This is a genomic window from Campylobacter sp. US33a, assembly GCF_004378855.1.
GTDB lineage: Bacteria > Campylobacterota > Campylobacteria > Campylobacterales > Campylobacteraceae > Campylobacter_D.
Genome location: NZ_RYYL01000006.1, coordinates 1 through 25,037, shown reverse-complemented (window position 1 = coordinate 25,037; position 25,037 = coordinate 1). Strand labels below are relative to the sequence as shown.

Genomic DNA, 25,037 nt, shown 5'->3' with positions numbered 1-25,037 from the left:
ATAATTTCCTTACTCCAAATGCTTGTAGACATTTACAAATTCAAAAAACTTATATAATTGTTGCTTATGAATATTACAACGAGATCTTTATTTATAGAAAAATATGAGCTAAATTAAATCTATTTGCAGACTTAATTTAGCTTATCTAAAGAACAAAGCTTCTTTTTTAAAGCTTTAACCGCTGATTAACTTCACTATATTTTTGGCATAGTCGTCATTAACTACATTGAAATTACTATCTTTAATTTTCTTTTTAGTTGTTGGATGGTGAGGCATATATAATGCAATCAAAATACAAATTACACCAAGCTCTCCATATTGTCGTTTAATATGGCTTAACTTCTCTATATGTTCTGCTTTTATGGCGCCACTTTTACATTCTATAGCAAAAAGTTTATATCCATCTGTAAATAATATATCAAACTCTTGATAATCTCTATGTCGATATTTTGCAAGGGTTTTATTTCTTAACTTTGTATTTATCTGCAAATCATAAATAATACCTTGTTCAACCAATGGCAAAAGCTCTAAGTAGACATATTCTTCAAACCATCCACCTATAATATAAGCAACAAGCTCATCCACATCTCCATTTATAGTTACACTTTGATGTTTATCTTTCAATATCAAATTTTTATTATTCAAACTAACACACAAAGAATCAATTTGGATATCAAAATTTTTACTTTTAAATGTCTCAAAGTCTATATATTCGTACAATCTTTTATATAACTCACGTATTTTATCTTTATTGTCAAATAATAGGCGAGTTGCACCTATCTTACTTTTTATTTTATTCATATCAGTATCTTGTATAATTTCTAGTCCTTGTGTATTAGCTTTTAAAAAATCACTTACCCTAGATAGTGGCCGTATCCTTTCTTTTAATATATTGTCATTTAATGAATATAGATTCTGATTCGTATCTATATAAAATGCTTTCTTTTTCAGTTCTGTTGCTACACTTAATCCAGCCAAAAGCATAATTTTTGTTCCTCCTGTTAGATTAAAGGCTATCTTTTTACTCATCAAATTATGTTTTTCTATAAAATCCTTTATTCTATTTTTAATTTCTTGGAGATTAAAAACATCTACCTCAATATTATAAATTTTAGCATTTTGTGTAAACTTTTGTGCTACACCAATTATTTCTTTATGGTCTTTTCCGTGTATCAGAATACACATTGTATTATCCTCAGCATTTAACCCTCTTAATGCCCATACAAGTGGCATTTTTTCATTTCCACAGGTATGAAAGATACAATCATATTTACCTATGCTTTTAATAATCTCTCTAAGACGATTTTTAATAATCTCTTTATCCCACCAAGATGGGAGTGAGATAACAAAATCAGTATCAAAATGCTCTGTTACTCCAACATCTTTTCTGCATTTATTTTCTCTATCCCATACATAATGTCTATGCCTTATTGGGTTTATAGGCGTATTTTTATCCAATAAATCATTATAAATTCTCCAATCCTTTATATTACGCTCCAAAATATCTTGCGAGACATTATGTGCAGAAGGATTTTGCACTGTTACTTTTTGTGTTTCCATATGCTCTTCTAAACTCTTTGGTTCTATGTTTAAAAAAACTATCTTGTAGTCATACAATCTAGCCAAGTCCGTATAGGCTTTACACTGCCAAGGCAATAAATTTGTATTATCACAAATTACAATTTTTACACCCATTATCAGACTTTCTTTGAAATTCTCCAAATTCTCTTTATGATAATCGTTGAGTTTTGCTATGTCAAAGACATATTTATCTCCAACCATGAAAAATTCATCTGTAGAGTGAACCTTAAAATCACTTTTTGTATCTACACCGTATTCATCTAAGGCATCCTCTATGGTTTTTAGAGCTGTAGTCTTACCACTACCTGGCACGGCACGATTAATGATTGTAAGTTTAAGTTCCATCATTTACTCCTATTATTTTGATTGAATCGCTATTTTCACCTTTGATTAGCGAAATTAAAGCATAAATTAAGTTTGGCATTTTTTCATAAGCGCTGGGCTTTTTTACTTCCAAGTTTAGATAACTTCTTAGTACGACTTGCTTTTTCATAATGAATTCATTGAGCTCAATCAATTTTTGTATTAATTCTTTGGTATTTTTATCACTAGGGTTGAGTATATCAAAGCCTTTTTGGCGAAGTCGTAGTAATGATAGTAATACTTCTAGTATATTTACTAATAACGGTGTTACTAAAAATATTTTACTATCTTTTGGTTGATAGACTGGAGTTTTGATGTTGTTCATCCATTGTATCGATTCGTTGATTAGTGTATGTATTTTATCGTTGTGTATTTTATCAAATACCAAATTTTCACTTCGCCATAGACTGATAGCAAGTATAGGAATTTGTTTGATAAATTTATCTTCAAATACTAACTGCAGTATTTTTTCCTGCCAAGGTTGCTTGGCATCACCTATAGAATATGCTAGCAGTCTATGATTTTTAATATCTTTAAAATTATCCACCAGATATTGTCCAATAGGCGAGCAATCATGCATCATGCTACAAAACAATAAAAACTCATTTTTTAATGTGTCATCATTTATATTTTTATTGTCCATAAATTCTATGAAATTAGAGATGTTGGTGCGAAAAGAATTTGGCATATCATCAGCTCTTAATGAGTGTCCATTAAAAATGCTAATCATAGGAAAACGCATACTATATAAAATCTTTGTGGCTTGTTTGATTTTTTCTGGAGATAATTGTATATGAGTGTTTCTAGTAGATATTAACTCACCTTTGTATCCTTTTTTAGTTTCTTCTTTTATTAAAAATATCCCATCTCCCTCCTTTATATTTTCCCATTCTGTTTGATTGATAAATTGATCTTTGTAACAAATTACTTCATGGCGCAACACATCTTTTGCAAAACAATAGTCTTTTTTAATACTATAAACAGTAGCTTGCACTTTTTTTGGCGTCAATTGTTGTATATTCTTTATACTTGTTTCCACCCATTCAAATAAATTATTTTCTCCTGAACCATCTTTTTTGGGATAGTGCTGCAATTCATCGATTCTTTTTATAGGTGGATATGGCGGATATATATGAGACATATCTTTTCGTATTTGCTTCATTACACCCTTGTGCCATTTTGCTTGCATTTGTTGTAAATTTCCATCAAGTGGTCTAAAAATAAGTGTATAAATGTTTTCATCATCATAGCTATATTGCAAAGTTAATCTACATCTTACTTCTTCTTTAAATGGCATCATATCAGATTCTAAAACCATGGAATAATTTATATTTTTGTCTTCTAGGAATAATGGGGCAATTATTTTTTCTGCATTCGCAGGAATAATAAATTGATCTTTTATGCAAATTTCATTTTTAAAATCTAACTCATCATTATCATTAACTAAATTAAATTTTTCATCTTTAATACCATCACTAACACCCATATCCAGTTTTGGTAATTTTTCCCCCCATAATATAAAACCATTTTCTTTTTGTTCTATTAGCTCTTTATAGTACTCTAAATTTTCTTTTGGATCATCTTGTATAATCTTTATATCTGATTTGAATAAATCATGAGAGTTTTTATAAAGTAGCTTTACTTCATGTATATCATTATTTACTTCTTCTTTTGGTAATTTGGGTATATCATAAATTCTATTATTTTTATAATACTTAATATTATTTTGAACTAACGCTTTTACTCCATTTTGTAAACACTTTTTTAATAGTTTTTGCACAATTTTATCTTTATTCTTGATGTTATTTTTATATTGTTTACTAGGATGTTTTTCTAAGTATAATCCTTTGCTTTTACTTTCTTTTAACTCATCCTTATACCGCACTAAAATTGGTGTCACATAAATCTCTTCCATATTATTTTTTTGAAAATATAATAATGTATCTTTCTCTTTTAATTCTCCATTAAATAACATTTTAGCAGCTGCTAAAATAGATTTATTAATAAAAAAAGCTTGATTAAAATATGCTCTTATGCTTTTGTGCTTATCATTAAAATCAAATACATTAATATAATCAGGTAAAATATAATAAAGTATATTAGATTCGCCTACAAATTCTTTAATATCACGCAAAAATACATTAAATACTTCACTATTTTTTAACAATAAACTTTCTGCTAATGTATAAAATGGATTATTCATATCAATTATCTTTGTATGATTAGCATTAATTATTTTGTTATTAATTTTTTGCTTTAACAATAATGGCATAGCAATGTATTTTGAATTCACATAAAGCATCGGATAAAGCCTAAAAATATCTATAAATATTTTACTCTTACTGCTATTGATTTTATCCGGTGGTGGCGCAATGTGCTTTAATGCATTATTTGTTTCTATAAAATTCAAACATTTATTTTTAAAACTTTTTAAATCATTCTCACTATTTAGATATTTCTCTATATCGCAATCTAATAGCCATTTAGTTTCAAAGTGCACACTATAATCTTTTTGACTATAACTTAAATCGCTTGGCAAAATTCTTACATTTGTATTTTTATGCAACAACGATAAAGCAATAAATTTTTTTAGATTTTCTCTAGTAATATTTACATTCCTTTTAAAAGATTGAAAATCACTCATTACATGTTCTAAATGATTAAGCCATTTATATATTTTATAAAATTTTGCATAATGCTTGTGATGTAGTAAAATATTATTAGGGGTAATTTGCGCTTTATGATTAACTTCATTGAGATTATTTCTAATAAATTGTACTATTTTATTACGCAACCCTTCATCAAACGCCCGAAATTCAGCTATTGCCACCAATCGCATCAGTACTATTTTTAATACACGATTCTCAGGATTATCTCTAAAACCATATCGCTTCACACCTAGCACTTTGCCTTGAGCTAGTTTTTGTTGTATAGTAATACCATTTTGTCTAGCTATCCATCCTATACTTTTACTATCTAGCTCTTTGGCTCTAGATATCGGCATTACCACATGCGTACGCCTTATCTGTGATGATATGTACTGCGAGATATGCCAAAATGAATCTTCAAACATATCTAGTATATAAAATAAATCATCATAATTTTTAAAATCATAATTCTGCACTCGCTCTAAAAAACCAAATAAATCACTCTCCTTAAAACTTGCTATGCTTTTATCAAAACCAATGGCAAAGTTTAAAAGACTTATTGTTTCTAAAAGTACTTTATTCTCAGGTTTATAAAGCTTAGAGAGATTATTCATTTTATGCCTTTTTATCCTCTTTTGATTTTGCATTCTCTTGTGAATCTAAATAGTAAGCACTATTAAATTTAAATTGCCCATAGGGATTACTCATTGCATATTTAAAATCTTTTTCTAGGTTTGGCACTTCTTTTAGAATAATATCATTAATTTCATCAAGCACTTTTTTCTCCTCACCATGCAACTCCATACCTCTTAGTTTTGGCATAATTTTTTGGACTATTGAATCTTCAAACGCTATCTTTAACACTTTTTCTCTATCATCTATAAGCGGATAATGAAGCATATAAGCTTCCATAGATTGCCACACTCTATGCCCTATCGCCCTATGAGCTTTAGCTAGCTTTTCGTTAATCTTTTCTGCAATTCCTTTATATTTTGTTAAATTAATATTTTTTTGAGTTTTACTAACCCAGCTTTCCCAGGTAGTCTTTGGTAGCCATTTAAATTCGCAAATATCATTTAGTTTTTTTAGCTCTAAACGACTAACTAGTTCTTTTGGGCGTGGGAAATTAAGACAAAATGCTCTATCTAGCACTTTATCGCTTAAACTCTTTGTTGTTTCATCTTCATTCATCGCCCCAACCCACAATAAATTTGAATCTAGTTTTATTGGCATAGTTAATCCAGCACCAATAGGTATATCTAAATTTACATTATTACTTCCTCTTTTTGTTTCAAATTTACTTAAAAATTCTGCAAAATATAATTCAATATGTGCCAAATTTAACTCATCAAGCAAAATGAGATTCATAGATTCTTTTAGCCCATAAGGATTTGGTGCATTTTCATCTTCTTGCTTTGAATTTATAGAAGTTTGCACCAAAAATTTAAAAAGATTTGTTGCATCAAATTTGCCCTCAATAGTATTATAAAAACCCACCATAGAAGCAGGACTATCCCAAGTAGGTTGCACAGCCTCGCTCAAAAAGTTAAACCCACCAAAATAAGCATAAAGCTTTGGTAATTCAGATTTTCCAGTACCACTTACACCGCTTAAGATGCTAAGTGGTGACATAGAAGCCGTTTTTAGCGTGGTATGGAAAGCATATAAAAGCCGTCGTGGATATTCCACACCATATTTTTTCATATTAGATTCAATATACTCTAACCATTTAAGTTCATCATTCTCTTTGTTTTTATTTTCGCTATTGAGTTGTATTTCGAGTGCATAATCTTGCTTAATTGCTTCTTCACGTTTTATCTGCTCTTCTTTACCCATAAACTGGCTTTGCAATTGCTTTAATCTATCATCCGCTTCTTCATATTTCTTTTTATAATAATCTTGCTCTCTTAGTTGTTTATTTAGATTGTCATACTCTATCTTGAGTATATTGAGTTCTGATTCAAGTCTATTATACTCTTCTATTTTATCAAGCTGTTTGTTATAAAACTGCTCTTTTTTATTAGCTCGCTCTTGAATCGCATTGATTCTTTCTTCTCTATCGTCTTCTACCTGTTTTAATCTCACTTCTAGTCTTTTTCGTTCTTGTTCAAGTTCATTTTTTTCGCTAATTAAATCTCTATCTTTAAAGCGTTCATACTCTCCATAGCTTTCTCTTAATATTTTATATTCATTTTCTAATTTTTCTCTTTCTTCCTGTTCAGTTTTAAGTTTATTTTGTAGCGAATCTATTCTTGCTTGTACTTTATCTTGCAATCTCTCAAATTCCTTTTGTTTGCTGGCTTCAAATGCTTTTTTCTCTGCATTTAAATTTATTCGCTCTACTTGTATCTGTTCTTTTTGTTCTGCAAGTTGTTCTCTTTTTTGCTCTAGTGAATCTATTTTTTCTTTAAATTTTTCATTAAATTCAGCATCCAATTTGCTAACAAAATCTGCTTTTTTCCTTTTTATTTCTTCTTGCAGTCTAGCTTCATATGTATTTTTTAGCTCTTTTTTAGCATTATCAATTTCTAGCGTTTTAAGCTCTAATTCCTGCTCTTTTTCCTTAAGTATTATTTCTTTTGTGTGATAGTCTTTCTGTTTGTTGAGTAAGATTTCTTGCTCTTTTTGAATTGCTTGTGTTTGTTTTTCTATTGCCTGATTTACTCGTACATTAAACTCCGAATTGACCTTATCTTCTATCTCTTGTTTATAAGTTTCTTTTTCGCTCTCTAAGGCTTCTTGCTCTTTTTTTAACTTTTCTTGTTGTTCTTTTAATCTAATAGAAAATTCATTTAGTTTTTGTTTTCTTGTTTCTTGCTCTTGTTCTCTTTTGCTGAGTTCGTTTTCTCTTTGTTCTAATTCTTGTTTTCTTTGTTCTAATTCTTGTTTTCTTTGTTCTAATTCTTGCTTTTCCATAATCATCTCCTTCAAATGTGATAAATAATCTTAACGATAAAGTTAATAATGTTTTCATGTAGCTTTTTCAGCTCATCTACGCTTGTTTTTTTGATATCTTCTATTGTAGGATTAGCATGCGCCCTTAACTCTAAAAGTTGCTTTACATATAGCAAGTCCTCATCTTGATTGATAGATAGATATATTACTGCATATGCTCCGAGTGTAGCATTTTCACCCTGTTTTGCTTTTTTTATATGATGTTCTCCAACCTTACTTAACCATTCCGTCTTTCTAGTCTTTTCTATATCCATTTCTCTTATAGATGCTTTATGTATTTGTATGTATTGACGCATTACACTTTCACATACTTTATAAAGCCCATGTGCAATATCACCGAATACATCTAGGCTTAGATCTTGATTATCTTTGCATGCTTCTAAAGCCCTAAATGTTTCAGCTAAGGCTTCTATATTATCATCGCTTAATCTATTTAAAACTTTCCTAGGTACTTCTTGCTCTAATAAAATCATGCCATTATGCGATCTCGTTTCTTTGCCTTCTTCTGTATTGATATTGCTTATAGATTCCAAAAGCTCTTTTAATATATTAAGTTCTTTTATATCCATTGGCTTATTATTCTTCTCTATACCTCCACCATGCAAGGCTGTATTTCTGTCATTGTGCAACATAAATAAAAGATTTAAAAACTCAGGCTTTTTAGTAAATCTGTTTAATGTTGCATCTTTATGAAATAATAATTTTGCTAAATATGATTTTAGATTATCTCCATTGTCATTTATAAATAATAATCTCGTTTGATTGATTGTAAAGCCCATTTGCTCTGCACAATCTTTTATGAATTCAGGTTTGTTTAGAGAGATATACATTGTATAGTCATTTTTTTGCACCAAATATGCAAAATATTTTTCATAAGCATTATATAGATATTGACATTTATTCTCTTTAGCAAATCTCTGTAAATTATAAGCTACCACATCTCTTAAATCCCCATAATTTTGTTTGTAATTATTCTCTTGCTTTTCATCTATATGATTTTCTGCTCTTAAGTTTTTTAATAAATCTCCACAATGATTATTTAATATACTCTCTAGCTGCAAACTAGAAGCTGCATTAAACCCATTTGTTATATTAAATTTACGATTTTCATCTAATACTATTTGACAATGCAAATAGATCCCTTCCTTATGTTTTGGTATTTCCAGATCTAAATTTTCGCTTATTTTAAAATCATTATTTTTATTGTGCATAGCAACTGCCTTAAACACTTGATCTAGTGTGGGTATAGATATACCACTAGATATAGGTGGATATATAACCCTTGCTTTAAAATTTTTTCCATCTCTTTCAAATAAAATCTCATTTTTACTTTTATTGCCACCACTAGATTCAATAAACCGATCCACATCTTGTGTTACAATGTTCAATACTTCACCGCTTATTCTCTCCTGATAAATTTGGTATTGCACAATTTCTTCTCGTAATTCTTGTGTTGTTGGGTTGTTAATTTTATTGAGAACTAATTTTAATAATGCCCTGTAATCTATATCATTATTATTCTTTAGCCCCAAGATTTCCGCTAGTTTTTCTATATTGTTGTTGTAATATGGATCTATTTCTATGATTTTTGCTACCGCTTCTTCTAAAATATTATTACCATCATAAGATTTGTTTGCAACTATTTCATATAGATAGCAAGGGATCAATACATGTTTGCCCCCTTGTCTATGATTCTCACGGCTTAAAATTTTCATAATACACGCCCCTTAGTTTCACAAAGTGAGGCAAATTCATACATCCCCCTAACATATTGCTTAGCTAAATTGCTTTTAAAATATGCCATATCTCCTACTGCGATGAGACATTTTTTTTGTCTACTCATAGCAACACATAGTCTATTTGGTACTGCCAAAAAGCCAAAAGCTTTTTGCGGCGATAGATTATTATTAATATTTCCACTACGCACAGTCGATAGAAAAACAATATCAAATTCATTACCCTGGAACTGATCTACTGAACCGATTTTAACTTTTTCCAATGCTTCTTTTATCGTGATAGAATTTAAATTTTGTTTCAACTTTTCTATTCTATCCTTAATTGCATCAGTTTGAGCCCTATAAAAACTAATAATTCCATAGCTTAATCCTGACCCCGCTTCGCTGCTCATATATTCTACAAGTTTAGATTCTATCATATCAATTTCACATTTTCGCATTCTACTTGTACCGTTTTTAGAATCTATACCCATATCTTTTGATAAATTGATCCATACTGCTGGAATATCTTCAATGTCTTTGAGTTTGTGGCTAAAATCACTTTCTGGGCGTGGAGATTCATATCCTTCATTATGCTCTTTATAAAATATATTGCTTACCAAATGTCCTAAAAGTGGATGTGTTCTGAATTGATTGTTGAGTGTGATAAATCGCTTAACCCCATCTATCTTCTCTAGCTCTTGAGCTCTTACTTTTAAAAAACCAAACATACTTTCTTTGAGCAACTCAGATTCGATACTATCACCTTCTTTCGTGTCATCTTCCATCTCTTTTAAAACCTGTTCATGAAACATATGTGGTAATTGTCTGTGATCACCAACGAGAATAATGCGATGTTTTGCTAAAACTAAAACCAAAAACAAATCTAGCGGATTAACCATAGCGGCTTCATCAATAATAACCGTATCATAGCTATATTGTTCATTGTTTTCTTGTACACCTTTTGCATCTAAAACCTCCTTGCCTGAGCTTTGTCCAATAGTTGCACTAAAAGCTATGCTATAATCTTTCAACATATTCTTTAGTGCAAAGGGATTGCTCTGTAATTTTTGTTTAAATTCTGCCAAAACAACATTAATTCTAGATTCTATGCTTAAATTATTAAACACGTTTATTACTTTTTCTATCAAATCCAATACTTCGCTATTGGGTTTTTCTTTTTCGAACTTGGGTTTAGGGGTAAATCGCCTAATCAAATCATTTTTTAATTTTATTAAGTCCTGGCAAAAAAATTTATTTTTGAGAATCTGTTTTTCCTTATCTGTTAACAACTCCCTAAATTCACTTTCAAGCAAATCATAATTTCTATCAATACCATCATCCTGAAAACTCAACTCATTACTTCTGATAGCATAAATAAGTGATAGATCATTCTCTATTTTGTTTGTGTTATTTATATCTAATAAATATCTAGCTATATCTCTACATTCTTTTAATTTTAATTCTTTTGTGTTAATAATTTTTTGTAAAATTTCTTTTTGTTTGCTTTGGTTTGGTCTTTTGCAATAATTTGCAGCCAATTCTTTAAATTCCTTAATAGATTTTGAATCTTCTTTAACAATGATATTATTTGCTATTTTTCTACTCCATTCCATTATATAATCATAATTCTCTAAACTATCTATTTCATTTGTTTTTTTGCCATACTTTGGCGTAGGGATTCCATTCAAATTCATCCTTTGTATCAAATTTTCTACTGCGGTATGTTGAAATCCACCTATAAAAATACTACCCCTTTTATTCAAATCCATATCGATTAACTCATTTAGTCTTTCTATGATGGCATTTAGTATAGTGGTTTTTCCTGTGCCTGGCGGTCCTTGTATAATAGCTATATCTTTTGTGTTTATAGCCATCCTAATAGCTTCTATTTGATTTTCGGTAGGCTTAGTCTTAAAAATCTTTTGTTCAACACTATCACTTAATGGTGGATAGGTATTTTTTTGCTGTTCATTTAGTATTTGTTTTAGATTTTCACTCACTTCACTTGCAAAAATCATGGGTAGTATAGGATTGGCGCTTTTTCCTTCTAACATTCTCTGTCTTGCTTTATATTTTCTCTTCAACGCTACAAAGTCGCCAAAAATACTCAAGCTAAATTTCTTACCTTTTAAATCTTCTAAATTCATGTTGTCTTGCTTTTCTAGTTCTATACTTTCACTTGTTATTCTCTCTATTTTATATGTCTGTATTTTATTAGATTCATTTTTTCCCTTCAGCTTTTCTTGCGTGATGTTTTCTTGTATATAAGTTTTAAAATCTATTTCTTTATTCTCGAGATATGGTGGTGTATTTTCCATAATACATATAAAATCATTCTCGCTCATCTTGCCTCTTAAATCAATCTCCACTTTTAACCTAAATCTATCTGCTTCTTTTATTTCTATCTCGCCTATATCTCTTGCTTTTTTTAGTAAAAAATCTCCTTCTTTTATTGCATATTTATCCCAAATATCCAAATAAGTAGAAACCAAATCACCATCTTCTAGCGCATCTTTTATACTAGCCCTTACACTACCATCTTTAAACTCAAACGGCTCTTTTAGCCTTATTAATCGTAGCCCTGCTATCTCTTTTTGTGTTTTTTCCATAAGTTTCGTAGCTTTATAAATGATCCTATCGTCTGTCATATTTAATCGTTCTATAGCTAATTGTTTAGTATCACTTAATAATGTAAAAGCAATCTCATCAACTTGTATATTTTGTTTCTGGTGTTCTAAGTCTTGTATTTTTTGTTCTAACTCTACTTTATTTTCTATATCTTTTTCTATGGTTCGTTGTAATTTATTTATATCATTCTGAATCTTTTGTGACTCGTATAAAAATAATGTGTCTTTTGCATTATTGCCACTAGCAACGGCGATATAATTTTGCGCATTAATTGTGATTAAGAAATCATTTTCTTTCAATTGTTTGTTTAATAGCCTCTCATCTAGTTTAATATACAATTTTTCATAAATACATCTTAATTGCATAGCAAAGATAATGATTTTGATGGTTGCTATTTTATTTTTTACTTTTAATACTTTTACTATTGCATTGGAGCTTCGTTTAAACTCTAACTCTATTTCGTTGTATGTGTCTATGTATCTGAACTTTATTGTTTCATTTACTCCATCAAGCTCCATAGAATCCACGCTATGTAAGATTCCTAATAATTCTACTTTTACTTTATCGTTATCTATCTCTACTTGTTTTATAAACGTTCTATCGGTTTTTATCCCATCAAATTTCATTGCCTATCCTTAGTGTCATACTGTAAGCATCCACTTCTATTGTTACATAATGAAATTCGTCAATAGGTCGTTTATATTGCCTAAAAATCTCTCTATCGCTAATTCTCATTTTTTTGTCACATTTCTTTTCTATAATCACGTTATTTTTGTCTTTTTTTATGGAAAATAGTGTCTCTTGTGTGTTGCCACTTAGTTGTATTGCTTCTATTAAACTTAAAGGCACTTCCACTTGTGAATCTAACTCATGTACAAATCTTGCCTTTTTGGCTTCAATCATTACTCTTAAGGGCTTAACTTCACCACAATATGGACAGCTTTCAACATAGCTATCATAATAGCTCATTTCACATTTAGGACATTTAAGTGTATCATTGAGTGCATTTTCTATCGCTTTTATCCATAATGGCATAATAGGTCTTTTGTGTGGTGTTAATTTGGCTTCTTCAAAAGTCGCACTAAATAAATCTTTTAATGGCTCTATGCTTAAAATCCCTCTTAATCCTTCAGTGTATTCACTGCTAAAGTGCTCACTGTCTATCCAGTCTTCTTCCCATATCTTTTTAGATTGATTATTATCACTATCCCAATCACTCTCATTTTTAACAAATGGATACACCATACTAAGAAGATAAAAAGCCAAAATACCAAAGGCGTAAATATCACTATACACTGAGTTATTACCGCCTTTATCGATTTCTGGTATTTCATAATTAGGGGTATAAACGCTACTTTTAACTTTGCTTTGATATTCTATGTTATCTGCGTCTATAAATTTTATTAATGGCATTTGACTATCGCTTATAAAAATATTATTAGGCGATAAATCACAATACACCATCCCTTTTAAGTGTAGATCGCTTAAGATACAAGCTATGTGTTTTAGGATGAATAAACGCATTCTAAGTCCACCGGTATTTTTATAGTGAGTGATTTTACACGCCCAAATGCGGTTGGATTTAAACATTTCTTGTAAAAAGAATGGTATTTCCTCCTCTCTAAAATCATCTGGTTTCACACCGTTGGGAGTAAGAGTTATAAGTGGCTTAAAATTATCTAAAAGCTTCATAACATAGCCCTTTTGTTCTTTAAGTAAAACAAGAGGGGTGATAATATCTAAATGTAAGAATGGCTTATAAATAAGTCGCTCCATTTTGGCTTGAAAATCCTCTAACGATTCGCTTCCATTGTCTATTTTTAATGCTGTGTCACCATCTCTTGTCCTATACACAGCACCTTGTCCACCCTCTCCTAATAAATCTTTTTCCTCATTGTAGATATGCTGATATTTATTTATATCTAACACTGTTTTGTCTCGTGTTTTTTTATTTCGCACTTTCATCACATTCTCCAAGCCACTACGATACTTTTATCATCACAGAAACCTTTATTATTAAAATTATTTAACCAAGCTCTTATTTCTGTTCTTCTTGTGTGTGAATCCATTCTTTTATATTCGCTTATATACTCACTAAAAAATGTTTTTGTATGTTGCGAATCTATGATTTCACTAATGCCATCACTACATAAACCTATAGCTTTAATATTAGATGAATCTAGTTGCAACCATTTCATTTTTTGAGAACCAAAAGGTGTAGTAACATTGCTAAACTCGCCATTATCTTCTAGAATATATGTCGTATCAGCAAAAACTACAATCATACCATCACCAACTCTACCAAAATATGCGTATTTTTCGCTTATTATCGCACACAAAAGCGTAGTCGAACAATCCTTTATGTTTAAACCTTGCTTGTTAATATATTTTTGCCAAAGATTAAGTAATATAGATTCGCTGTTAACCAAGTCATCAAAATCAAATTGCTTTTTTCTTAATATGGTAGTAAGACTTTTTGCTAAATATTTAGCCCCTATATGTGAAAATTTCTTAGAGCCCAACCCATCACACACAACCATTAGACATGCATTTTTGAAATGACGTAATAAACAATAATCTTGATTTAAAATCTTATTTTTGCCTTTGACGCTTATACCAAAGCCATTAAACATCATTCCCAAGAGTTATCCTCATCATCAGTTGATAAATTCATATTTACGGAGTCTAAAAACGACATAATATTATCTATTGTATAAACTGTATCTGCCATCTTTTTTAATGCTTCAATATCTGCATCAAGCCCTATAGCAAGTGCTATGTCAAATTTTTTTTCATCACAATTAAATAATCCATCGCTAAGCAAAATCTTTCTCCCCTCTGCCTCAATGCATAGATTATTATCATTATCTAAAGCTATAAAATCTAATCTTATTTGATTACCATTTAAGAGATAAAAAGTAGCATTTGAAATAGCATATGCCACATATTTAGCCACCTCAATTTTATCCATCTCGTACATAGAGCCACTATTATCAATATATACATTAAGCATTTTAGCACCTAAAAGGTTTAAATTCTACTATGTCTCCATAGCATTTATTATAATAAAACTCCTTATGATACCAAGCATCAAGTGCGATAGATAAAGCACCTTCATCTTTTAATATATGCTTCACACCGGCTCCAGCATTTAAAGCTATAAAATGATCTATAAAATCATATATTTTATTACCATTCAATACTTGAACTTTCTCTATAAATAATATTATAGAAATATTTTTACTCTCACTTTGTTCCATAAACGCTTTAAAGTTCCTCGTATTTTCATTCATGTTACACTCATACGCAGACAGTATAAAATCTTTTATATCATCATACTTTTCGATCACAACAAAACTATTATTTTGTATATTATCTAAATCTTTAAAGAATTCTAAATTTTTTACAAAATACACATTTCTATCTTTTAAATTTTGCGCGACTACTCTTAGCATATCACACTTTTTCTCTCTCGTACATATTGCGATATGTCGCCCACGATTTAGATTTATCTCCAAATTATCTTCAGCATAATTATTAATTACGCCAAATGTTAAAATGTGGGGTTGATTATTAAAGGTTTGTGGCATATAAATTTCTTTGTCACCATCATAGACTTTATTATTATTTTTTTGGTTTTTCGCAACCATTTTTTCTAACTCTTGTTTTAATGCAGACTCACTAGCAAAAGGGATACGGACTAAGATATTCTCCTCTTTTACTCCCGCACAAAAGTTAAAGACACCATAAGGCTTACCTTTTAGATTTGCAGCCGCATCATTATTGCTATTTAGTATATTATGTGAATCTTCTAGTCCCATCACTAAAGCCATTCTATTGCCTATTTGTCCTTTCATCTCGTTTATATCTACCTGCATTCCACGCAAACTTTGTGTGCTTAAAATCAAATGTATCCCATAGCTTCTACCTTTACGCAGAATTTCTACAAAAAGCTTTTGAATATACATTGCTTTTTTATCGCTTAATAACACTTGGAATTCATCTATAATAATGAGCATCCTCGCGAGATTTTCCCTTGTTTTTTCTCTGTATTCTTTGAAGTCTTTCACACCTGCTTTTTTAAACAAATCTGCTCTTTTGTTTTTTACCTCAATAATATATTCTAAAAAGCTAACACCATATTGTATATCACTATGAGTAGCCACTAACGAAGCGTGATTAAGCACAGGATTTGTATAAATATTAAATTCCACACCTTCTTTATAATCCAGTAAAAATAGCTCTAGCTCATCTGGTGGATAGTAAAAGCACAATGAGATGATCATTGCGTGAAGCAAATTTGATTTACCACTACCACTCCTACCACCTATTAATGTGTGATGTTCTGAATCAATCGCTCCTATTTCAAAATAAATAACTTTTTCATTCATATCCTTTGCTATGGGAATTTTAACACCATTTATACTTTTTTTATTCCAAAATTCATTTTCATTTAATAAGTCGCTAATATCGTATTTGATTTGTGAATCTTCTCTGTAAAATGAGTTTATAGATTCTAAAAATTTATTTAAATCCCGTTCGCTTGGTAATTTTTCTCTGTGAGGAGCAAGGTGTAATGATTCTAGGCCATCATAGGTGCTATCAAGAAACATTTTAATATCGCTTAGCTCTTTTAACTGATTAATCAGCTCCCCTTTGTTTTTGTCTCTTTCGTCTTCTATCTCACAACGCCCTATAACAATAGGTAATATTCCACATTCAATACCAAATTTTACAATGCGGTTTAGATATAATGTAGATTCATTATTAAATTCATCATCAAAGCCAAAGATAACTAGCACTTTCAGTGGCAATAAAGTCTTAGGGTTATATTCATTAAATTCTTCCCAACTCTCATAATTTGCTAATTGATTTTGCAACACGCTCTCCATATAATCAGCCAACTCCCTAAGTGCCTGTGTGATTTCTTTTGAGTAGGTTAAAATACGTTGATTATAAACAAAATCATTATTTAGAATAAGTCTTAAACGCCTAAATCGTTTCCCCAGGCTATTCGTATCAATTAAAATAAGTTGTAATTTATTAAGCGGCGTAATACTTAGTAATCTCAGCAATAAAAGTGTGGTAAAATACTCACTAATTTCAAAATCGCTACTAAAAAATCCTTTGGGAAATAAAAAATTATGGCGGACAGGAATTTTATTGTCAGATAATTCAATTTCTTTACAATTAATTGTATTTTGCCCTAGCAAAATATATTTTTCAAATATTCCATTTTTACGCAAGGTGATATTAGAAAAATGTTCTTGCTTGCCACGCTCTTTTTTGATTGCTTTGCTTAAATCATCAAAGAGTTGCTTTGCTTGCTCATCAAATCTTTTCTTTATGTTCTTTAGTCTTTTTGTATCTGCACCTTCACTATTTATTAACTCCTTATTAAATTCATAGCTTCGTATCAAAACATTAATTTTTGCTAATATATTTAACATAATGGTCTCATAGATTGAATTTCTTGCAATCTGGAATCCACTTCCCTGATTTTGTTATAAATATTTGCTTCAGTCTCACATAATTCCGTACCTATTCGTATCATATCCGCCATCTCATTTGTAAGTATATCTGCACCAAATTCATCATTAACATTGTCATTAAATGTATTATTTAGAGAATAAATATTGCTTAAAATTGCTTCAAATATCATCATCCACCCCAAACAACTTTATAAAAGAATTAAATGGCAATAGTTCGATTTTATTGCCACTTTCATGTTCATAGAATCTAACTAAACACAAGTTTAAATCTACCAAATAAATATTACCAAAGCCATCCCTGCCAAAAGGTATCTCGTTATCAAGTATATCTTTTAAATTCTTTATATAATCTCTTACATTTTCATATTTTGAATTTGGATTGAAATTTAAAACATTATTAAAAATATATATTTTTCCATCGATACGCAACTCTCTATTTTTAGGGGTCCCAGCGTTATTTTTGATTAAAAAATCAATTATCTCCTGCTTTAGTTTTAGATCTGATATATCTTTTATTTCAAAATGCTCTACAAACAAAAATCTCATCTTTATTCTCTCTCACACCACAAACTATATCCACCTGTATGTCGTACAGCATTATGTAAAGAAGTGTCTACTAACTGCAAACGACCGGGTGGTGGATTGCCATCGTGATGCCATGTATATCCATCAGGTGTTATACCATTTTCTATTTGTTCTAATTGTCTTGGACTAAATTTATTTTTCAGGCTATCATTCTTTGTAATTGCTTCTTTTAAACGCATGTTAGCCATTTTATCATGAACGTATCGCTCTTTATTGAAATCACTTATAGCAACTTTTGTCTCAAAGTTAGCTTCAAATTCTGGCATATTATATTTGCTTATTTTTACATCCAATTCGCTTGCATTTTTCGATGTGATAAAAGTATTTTTTTTGGCATTTAACTTTTCTATATATGCATCCTCCACATCCTTTATACCTGTCTTATTCATAGTATAGAGCATCTTTTGGTATTCAAAATATTGTGATTTTTGCCTCATAAATTCAATATGGTCTTGTCTAATATTAGCATCAAAAAGATAGATCTCTAAAGCATCTACAGCGTGATTTATCCTAGCATTTAATAAATTCACTATGCTACTAAAATGCTCTATATAAATATCAAGCTTGTCTACATTTTCTTCGCAAAATATCATAAATTCACTATTTAATTCACATACTAAAGAAAGTCTTTGTTCCATTAAGGTTAAATTCTCTAAAGCTGTTTGTAATTGTATCTGCGCAACAGCAAGTGCTCCGGCGGTTTGAGGTAATCCAGCTGTTAATGTTGCAACCTCTGCTTTCAAAGTAACTACTTTTGTTATAGCATCAGCAACCAAAGCAGTGGAATGCATTTCCTCTGCGGTAAGTTTAGCTTTCGTAACGTTTTGCATTGTATTTTTAAGTGTTTTACTGCCTTCGTGTATATCTTGTACTATACCATCCGCCCTAACACAAGTGTCATGTAAGGCTGACACATCTTTTACGGATACCATCAGCTACCTTGATATTGTCTCAATTCAGTCGCTTTACGTAAAATGTAATGAATGGATTCGTCAGCATAATTGCTAAATCTACTGATAGAATGAGAAATTCCTATCATATTTTCATCAAACTCAACTCTTTTATTATCTTGCCAATCTTCACCAAGCGCAACATAAGCACCATTTAACGAATTTAAAGCATTTTGTATTTCATCAATAAATCGTCTCAAGTCATTAGCAAATCTTTCCATTGAATCCGGGTTATTATGTACCATTGCCATAGTTTATTCCTCCATTAATAAGTAGTTGGATCATCCAAATTTACATCGATTTTGAAAACCTGATTTTTATCTTTTTGTGTTACCCTTGTGCTAACTGACATAGTAATTTTTTTAAATACTTTATATAATGCAGATGCATCCTCAGCATAGAACAAATCATTTTCACATCCATCGATAAAATACTTTAACATATTTTTATTTGCATCTTTTCCAAAAGCTATTGCTAAACGATCGCATTTAGAGCTTCGTCCATTACCTATAAATTGTTGCAAAGGGCTTTCCCATTCATCATTTGGCTCCCCATCGCTTAAGAGTATAATAACAGGACGGTAATCTTTGCTCAAAAAAATACTTTTGTCTTCCACTATTTCCTTTGCCATAGATAAAGCACCACCAAGTGGCGTCATGCCATCAGCAAATAATAATGGCAACTCTGATAAATCACCAATAGGAGTAAGTGGTGTATGTAGAGATACATTGCTACCAAAAGTAATAATACCGACTTTAATAAAAGTCTCTAATGTTTGGGCTTTCCTAAATCCCTCTATCATTTCTATTAAGGCGTTATTTAGAGCTTTTATTTTGCGTATATTATCATTATTTCCGCAAAACTCTGTCATGGAAGCACTTACATCAAGTAACAATAACACTGGAATGGATTTTGGGGAGTTAACGGCAAATTTGGAGGGATCAAACATCTAATACTCCTAGAAATTTTATGTTTAATTTTACATCATTTATTATACTTTGCATTTTCTTAAAAACATTTTAGAAGCATTTACCGTCTTTATTTTTGTTAAGAATATGTGAAAAATATTTATATAATAAAATATCACAAAATAGTATACATATTAAAGATAATTTTATTTGCTGATTAATATATATAGCTTTTAAAGTTTAAAAATACAAATAATAAAATACATGTAATAATAAATTAAACAATAATGTTCATTAAATATTTTAAAAAACTAGTAAAAATATACATTAACAAATCCTAATTAATTTTTTTAAATTATTACATCAGAAAAATATAACAATCAAATAAATTTAAACAATAAAAAAAGAAAAATACTATGGTAAAATTACCCCAAAAAGAAATACAAAAAGCTATGAGAGAATGCACATATTTTTATCCCCATTTAAAAAACCTCTTAATTCCCTACTCCTATCTTTTTCATCTTTAATATCTTTTTTGTACACTAGCATAATCAATCTTATTATTTCTTTCATCAAGAACAGTTCCTGTTTTAAATTCAGTTGCACTTGCTACTTTTTGAATTCCACTAGATAATTCTTCTGATTTAGCATCATTAGGTGCATTTCTTGTTCAATTAAAGCCATTTATTCTAGAATTTAAATCATCTATAGCTTTATTGTGATCAGTCATAACACCTCTTGGATCATGATAATTGTATTTTGTTTATCCGAACAATCCATTTGAATTTACATTAGAATCTACACCTGCATAGTGCGATAATTACACCCTCCCCTTTTTTCTTGCAATCATATGATATATAATAGCGATAGAAATAATTACATATTAACTTATAATCAAAGCTATAAAATATACTACACTAGTAATTTATTCAGCATATTTATTTCTTTTTTAATCAGTGTCTTAATTTCATCTTTTAACATCGCCACCAAAACTTTTATTTCAAATTCTTGCATTTCTTTTTCAACCCATTCTATAAGATTTCTCTTATCTTTTTCTTTTAAAATAAAACAATGAATGGTATTTGTATTATCTTTAGATAGATTAAAATCATTTAAGAGTTTCAAAAAAAGATTTTTATCAATATTGTTTTCGTTAATATTATGTTTTTCTAAATATTCAATAAAATAATAAAAAACCAAGAACATTCTTTCACCTTTCCCAGTCCAAGAATGAGCTAATTTTTTAGCAAAAGAATCACCTTTAAATTTTTGCAGATGTGATGTAAGTTTTTCTAACTCTAGTCTACGTAAAATATGATTAAATAATCTTTTTGTATAAGTTCTGCAATTAAGTTCTTTTGTTAATCTTACAATATGATGTGCAAGATATTCATTATCATCATCATAGCACCCCTCTAGTAATAAATCATTTGGGGTAACTTTAAAAATATCACACAAAAGCAAAATTGTATTAAGCGGTGGCTCAAAATTTCCTGTTTCCCAAAGACTAATCGTTCTTTGTGTTGTATTTAGCATTTTTGATAGTTCTAATTGAGTTAAACCACTTGCTTTTCTTATTTTTTTTAGATTTCTTCCAAACATTTTACAACTCCATTTTTATAATTTTAAAATAATATTACTTAATATGATATAAATTATCTTTTTATCACTTAATTGAAATTTAATAATAAAATATGATATATTATATCATAATAAATTATAAAAGAGACATGATGTTATTAAATACAATATTTATACAAAAAAGTGATTTTAGTTCAAATGAGGATGAGTGGTTGCTAAATTCTACTATACCTAGCGAGTCTATAGGTGTTTTATATGGTGCTAGTGGTAGTGGAAAAACAACTATTTCTTTATACTTGTGTAAAATAATTTTAGAAAAAAATAACCATGCCAGAGTATTTTATATTAATGCGGACATGGGTATTGCAAATCTCAAAAATACGGTTTTAAGGAAATGCTTGATCTGTATGAAAATCGTTTTTATGTAGCTGATCTTACTTGTTGTAATGAAAAATATATTTATCTTGAAAAAATATACGATGAGATTTTGAGTATGCAAGATACTTTTAAGGTATTTATAATTGTTGATTCTTTAAATTGTGTCACTAGAAAAATAGGAAGATTTATTGATCCAAATTATTTATTTTCAAAAGAGAAAATAATTCGAAAAAAAGGTGGGACTGTGCTTTTTATACATCATTTGAACAAAAATGGAGTTTTTGCTGATTCTCAGCAAATTATAGATTATTCTGATTATACTATTAGATGTGTTTATAGCAAAGAAAAAGAGTCTATTTTACTAATGTATGAGAAAATGGGACGATACCCTCTTTTTAAAAATAGAGCTTTTAGAGTTAAAAATTTAAGAATAACAGAAGAGATTGAATTTAACGAAGCAGAACTTAGTTGCTATGAATTAGAATTTATTAAGACAACATTAGAAATTTTAAAAATGGGCAAAATTAATCAAAGTGAATTGATTAAATTGGTCTTAAGAAATTGCAAAAGATATGTTGGTCGTGAAAAGGCAAGAAAACTTTTGCAAGAATATGCAAAAAAAGGAAAATGGTGTATGAAACAAGAATCTTGTGACAATAATTCTATTTATTATTATCTTAGAAAAAATAAAAATGAGGAAAAATAATGGATATGGATAATATAGTAATTTGCAAAGCTAGTGATCTTGAAGATATTTTTAAAAAAATTTTAAAAGAAAATGAATTAATTAAAAATAAAACTGATGAAAATTTAAATGTACAACAGGCTTCAAATTATTTAAAAATAAGCACTTCAAAACTTTACAAGGATTGTAATTTAGGAAAAGTTCCTTTTTGTAAAATTGGCAAAAAACTTGTTTTTAAAAAAGATGATCTTGATGAATATTTAAAACTTAATAGCTCTAAAAATAGTTTAAAATTTTAATCACACTTAACTAAAAAACCATTGTAAATTAATGTTTTTCAGTTTTAAAATTACTAAAAATAGTATTTAGAGTATTATTAATAGTTTCATTTTTAATATTTGCATATCTTTTTGTAACTCCTATGCTTGAATGTCCTAATGTTTCTCCAATGGCTTCTAAAGATATACCCATATTAATATCTATATATCCTATTAAATGTCTTAAGTCATGCAATCTAATAGGAGTTTTTAATTTTTGATTTATTTTATCCCAATGCCATCTTATATCTTTATAAGGGTTTCCATCTTCTTTGATAAAAATATATCCTTTATTTTTTACTCCGATGTTTTTTAAAGTTTCTATTTGTAAAGAACTTAACGGAAATTGTAAGTTTTTCCTTGATTTGTTTTGGTTTGAAGGTAAAAAATAAATTTTATTAGCAAAGTCAATATTGTCCCATTTTAATGTAAGAACTTCACTTTTTCTTCTTCCATGTAAAAGAAATATAAACATGGCTCTTATCATTAAATTTTCATAATTAATAATAGCTTTATAAAGAGCATTTCTATCCTCATCATCAATAGTAAAATATCTTTTGTTATCAAATTTTTGTATCTCTATTTCTCTTGCTATATTTTTTTCTATATAATCATTTTTAATAGCAAATTCAAATACTAGAGAAAGTATATCTTTTATTGTTTTTGTTGTTCTTGGAGATTTGCCTTGATCAATCATTTTATTGACAATATTTTGCATATCTTTTAATTTGACTTGTTTTATTTTGATGTTTCCTATAACATCTTTTATATATGCATTATATGAAAATATGGTTACCTCATAATGTTTTTTAGAAATAGTATTTTTTCGCATACTAATCCATTCTTCAAACACTTCATTTAGTTTAGGTTCTTTAATTTTAAATTTCTTTGCAAGGCAATTAACTCACAATTCTTTTTAAGAGTCTGGGTGTTATTTAAAATAGGAAATATCTCATAACTTGATTTTTTTCCTTCATAATATCTTATAGCTAATTCGTATGGTATAGTTAATCTTCTTTATAATTCTACTAAGCTAATTTCTTTTATATCCTCCAATTTCTTATCTTTGTCTATAAAATATATACCCTTGTATTCTTTTATTTTTACTAGATTTTTCAAGATATTCCTTTTTTGCTTTTAATTTACGCAGAAAATTTTATTATTTTTTACATAATATAAAATTAAAAATATACTAAAAATGGTATCTCAAATGGATTTTAGTGGTAGCGGTTTTGGTAGCGGTTTTTTTCTCAAAATGGTATAAAATAATACTATTTTTAAGATAAACTTAAACAACAAAACACCTATTTTTCAATACTTTGATAAAATATGATAATAAAACGCATTAGGCTCAAAATCTGGTAAGGGCAACCTTGTGTCGGTTCGAGTCCGACCTTGGGCACCATTTCAATTACTATTCTTAAACAAGGGCTATTTAAAGACTACCGATAAAATATACAATAATTTTATTTATCTGCTTTAATCTCACAGGCAATAAAAAAATAATAGTAAAAAAAGCTATGGTTTTGTTTAGAATTTTAGCTATTTAGACATAAAAAGACAAACCATTAGAATTAATTCTGTAACTAATCTATAATGCTTAATCTTTAATATCCCTCTCATCCCAAAGATTGATTTATAAATCAATCTCTAATACCCCTATCTTCACCAAATTTTAAAATTTTAGCTCTAAGTTCTTTCGGGAAATTATATCTATGTATAGCAGGGATTCTTGGATCAAGAAGCCTATCTAAATTATGATTTTTGTAAATAAACTCTAATCTTTCGGGAGAGTAATAATAAGGTGCATTAGTATAGCCTTGAGGAGGAGTTAGGGCTGCGAGTTTGGCACATAAAATCAAAGTATCATTAAATCTCTCTACTTGCTCTTTACTCCAATGATTTGGATTATCTCCATCAAATCTAGTTTTCATTCCATTTCTATAAGCATCTAATTCATATTCAAATTCCAATCTACTCTCTGGAGTGGAATCTATATCTCTTGGATCTTTGAGTGTTCCTTTTTCAACATCATCTTTTAGAGCATCATTAACTCTTCCTTTTTCGTCTTCTGCAAATCGATACCTATTTGGATCTATCACCCAATCCACCCCTATAAGTTCATCTAGAAAAGGTAACATACCAAATTCATCATAAGGAGGATTTTTAGAAAAGTCTTTTAGCATTTGAGCTTTAAGAGGGTTTTTGTGTATGCCATCTGTTAAATCTCTATATGCATAAGAATCAT

General features: G+C 29.2%; 19 protein-coding genes and 1 pseudogene. 3 read left to right on the top strand and 17 right to left on the bottom strand.

Annotated elements, in window-relative coordinates:
* Nucleotides 1–174: 174 nt before the first annotated feature.
* From ELQ16_RS05480 to ELQ16_RS05410, 15 genes are all read right to left on the bottom strand, one after another.
* Nucleotides 175–1,926, bottom strand: coding sequence for a DUF1887 family protein (locus ELQ16_RS05480; RefSeq protein WP_208335070.1), 1,752 nt, complete (start codon nucleotides 1,924–1,926; stop codon nucleotides 175–177).
* The gene (locus ELQ16_RS05475; RefSeq protein ID WP_134238560.1) at nucleotides 1,916–5,206 is read right to left on the bottom strand and encodes a DUF2357 domain-containing protein; all 3,291 of its coding nucleotides are present in this window, start codon (nucleotides 5,204–5,206) and stop codon (nucleotides 1,916–1,918) included. The genes ELQ16_RS05480 and ELQ16_RS05475 overlap by 11 nt, the downstream gene beginning before the upstream one ends.
* A 1-nt stretch (nucleotide 5,207) precedes the next feature.
* Entirely contained in the window at nucleotides 5,208–7,508 is a 2,301-nt protein-coding gene (locus ELQ16_RS05470) for a translation initiation factor IF-2 (RefSeq protein ID WP_134238559.1), read from the bottom strand.
* Nucleotides 7,509–7,519: 11 nt separating this feature from the next.
* A complete protein-coding gene (locus ELQ16_RS05465; RefSeq protein ID WP_134238558.1) occupies nucleotides 7,520–9,262 on the bottom strand; it encodes a hypothetical protein in 1,743 nt (580 codons plus the stop codon).
* A complete protein-coding gene (locus ELQ16_RS05460; protein ID WP_134238557.1) occupies nucleotides 9,259–12,519 on the bottom strand; it encodes an AAA domain-containing protein in 3,261 nt (1,086 codons plus the stop codon). The genes ELQ16_RS05465 and ELQ16_RS05460 overlap by 4 nt, the downstream gene beginning before the upstream one ends.
* A complete protein-coding gene (locus ELQ16_RS05455; RefSeq protein WP_134238556.1) occupies nucleotides 12,509–13,858 on the bottom strand; it encodes a protein kinase domain-containing protein in 1,350 nt (449 codons plus the stop codon). Before ELQ16_RS05455 ends, ELQ16_RS05460 begins: the two co-directional genes overlap by 11 nt.
* Nucleotides 13,858–14,529, bottom strand: a complete 672-nt coding sequence (locus ELQ16_RS05450) for a PP2C family serine/threonine-protein phosphatase (protein ID WP_243832599.1) — start codon at nucleotides 14,527–14,529, stop codon at nucleotides 13,858–13,860. The genes ELQ16_RS05455 and ELQ16_RS05450 overlap by 1 nt, the downstream gene beginning before the upstream one ends.
* Nucleotides 14,526–14,906, bottom strand: coding sequence for a hypothetical protein (locus tag ELQ16_RS05445; RefSeq protein WP_134238554.1), 381 nt, complete (start codon nucleotides 14,904–14,906; stop codon nucleotides 14,526–14,528). Before ELQ16_RS05445 ends, ELQ16_RS05450 begins: the two co-directional genes overlap by 4 nt.
* Before the next feature lies 1 nt (nucleotide 14,907).
* The gene (locus tag ELQ16_RS05440) at nucleotides 14,908–17,343 is read right to left on the bottom strand and encodes an FtsK/SpoIIIE domain-containing protein (RefSeq protein ID WP_134238553.1); all 2,436 of its coding nucleotides are present in this window, start codon (nucleotides 17,341–17,343) and stop codon (nucleotides 14,908–14,910) included.
* Nucleotides 17,337–17,567 carry a hypothetical protein gene (locus ELQ16_RS05435; protein ID WP_134238552.1) on the bottom strand — a complete coding sequence of 77 codons (231 nt, stop codon included), beginning with the start codon at nucleotides 17,565–17,567 and terminating at the stop codon, nucleotides 17,337–17,339. Before ELQ16_RS05435 ends, ELQ16_RS05440 begins: the two co-directional genes overlap by 7 nt.
* Nucleotides 17,545–17,931 (bottom strand): SMI1/KNR4 family protein, encoded by a 387-nt coding sequence (locus tag ELQ16_RS05430; protein ID WP_134238551.1) that lies wholly within the window; start codon nucleotides 17,929–17,931, stop codon nucleotides 17,545–17,547. Before ELQ16_RS05430 ends, ELQ16_RS05435 begins: the two co-directional genes overlap by 23 nt.
* A gap of 2 nt (nucleotides 17,932–17,933) precedes the next feature.
* Nucleotides 17,934–18,902, bottom strand: coding sequence for an HNH endonuclease (locus tag ELQ16_RS05425; protein ID WP_134238550.1), 969 nt, complete (start codon nucleotides 18,900–18,902; stop codon nucleotides 17,934–17,936).
* A complete protein-coding gene (locus ELQ16_RS05420) occupies nucleotides 18,902–19,171 on the bottom strand; it encodes a WXG100 family type VII secretion target (protein ID WP_134238549.1) in 270 nt (89 codons plus the stop codon). The genes ELQ16_RS05425 and ELQ16_RS05420 overlap by 1 nt, the downstream gene beginning before the upstream one ends.
* Before the next feature lie 14 nt (nucleotides 19,172–19,185).
* Nucleotides 19,186–19,869: a VWA domain-containing protein gene (locus tag ELQ16_RS05415; protein WP_134238548.1), complete on the bottom strand. Its 684-nt coding sequence runs from the start codon at nucleotides 19,867–19,869 to the stop codon at nucleotides 19,186–19,188.
* Nucleotides 19,870–20,740: 871 nt separating this feature from the next.
* Nucleotides 20,741–21,430, bottom strand: coding sequence for a helix-turn-helix domain-containing protein (locus tag ELQ16_RS05410; RefSeq protein WP_134238547.1), 690 nt, complete (start codon nucleotides 21,428–21,430; stop codon nucleotides 20,741–20,743).
* A gap of 131 nt (nucleotides 21,431–21,561) precedes the next feature.
* Here ELQ16_RS05410 and ELQ16_RS10175 point away from each other — a divergent pair, with 131 nt between their 5' ends.
* From ELQ16_RS10175 to ELQ16_RS05400, 3 genes are read left to right on the top strand one after another with little or no spacing between them, the layout of a single operon-like run.
* Nucleotides 21,562–21,837: an AAA family ATPase gene (locus ELQ16_RS10175; protein ID WP_208335069.1), complete on the top strand. Its 276-nt coding sequence runs from the start codon at nucleotides 21,562–21,564 to the stop codon at nucleotides 21,835–21,837.
* Nucleotides 21,804–22,493 (top strand): hypothetical protein, encoded by a 690-nt coding sequence (locus ELQ16_RS05405; RefSeq protein ID WP_208335068.1) that lies wholly within the window; start codon nucleotides 21,804–21,806, stop codon nucleotides 22,491–22,493. The genes ELQ16_RS10175 and ELQ16_RS05405 overlap by 34 nt, the downstream gene beginning before the upstream one ends.
* Complete coding sequence (locus tag ELQ16_RS05400; RefSeq protein ID WP_167333027.1) at nucleotides 22,493–22,771, top strand: helix-turn-helix domain-containing protein; 279 nt, start codon at nucleotides 22,493–22,495, stop codon at nucleotides 22,769–22,771. Before ELQ16_RS05405 ends, ELQ16_RS05400 begins: the two co-directional genes overlap by 1 nt.
* A 28-nt stretch (nucleotides 22,772–22,799) precedes the next feature.
* On the opposite strand, the gene ELQ16_RS05395 is transcribed toward ELQ16_RS05400, so the two are convergent.
* On the bottom strand, nucleotides 22,800–23,642 hold the full coding sequence (locus ELQ16_RS05395) for a site-specific integrase (RefSeq protein ID WP_279586255.1): 843 nt from the start codon (nucleotides 23,640–23,642) through the stop codon (nucleotides 22,800–22,802).
* A gap of 790 nt (nucleotides 23,643–24,432) precedes the next feature.
* Nucleotides 24,433–25,037, bottom strand: a pseudogene (locus tag ELQ16_RS05390) (hypothetical protein); the annotation flags it as partial.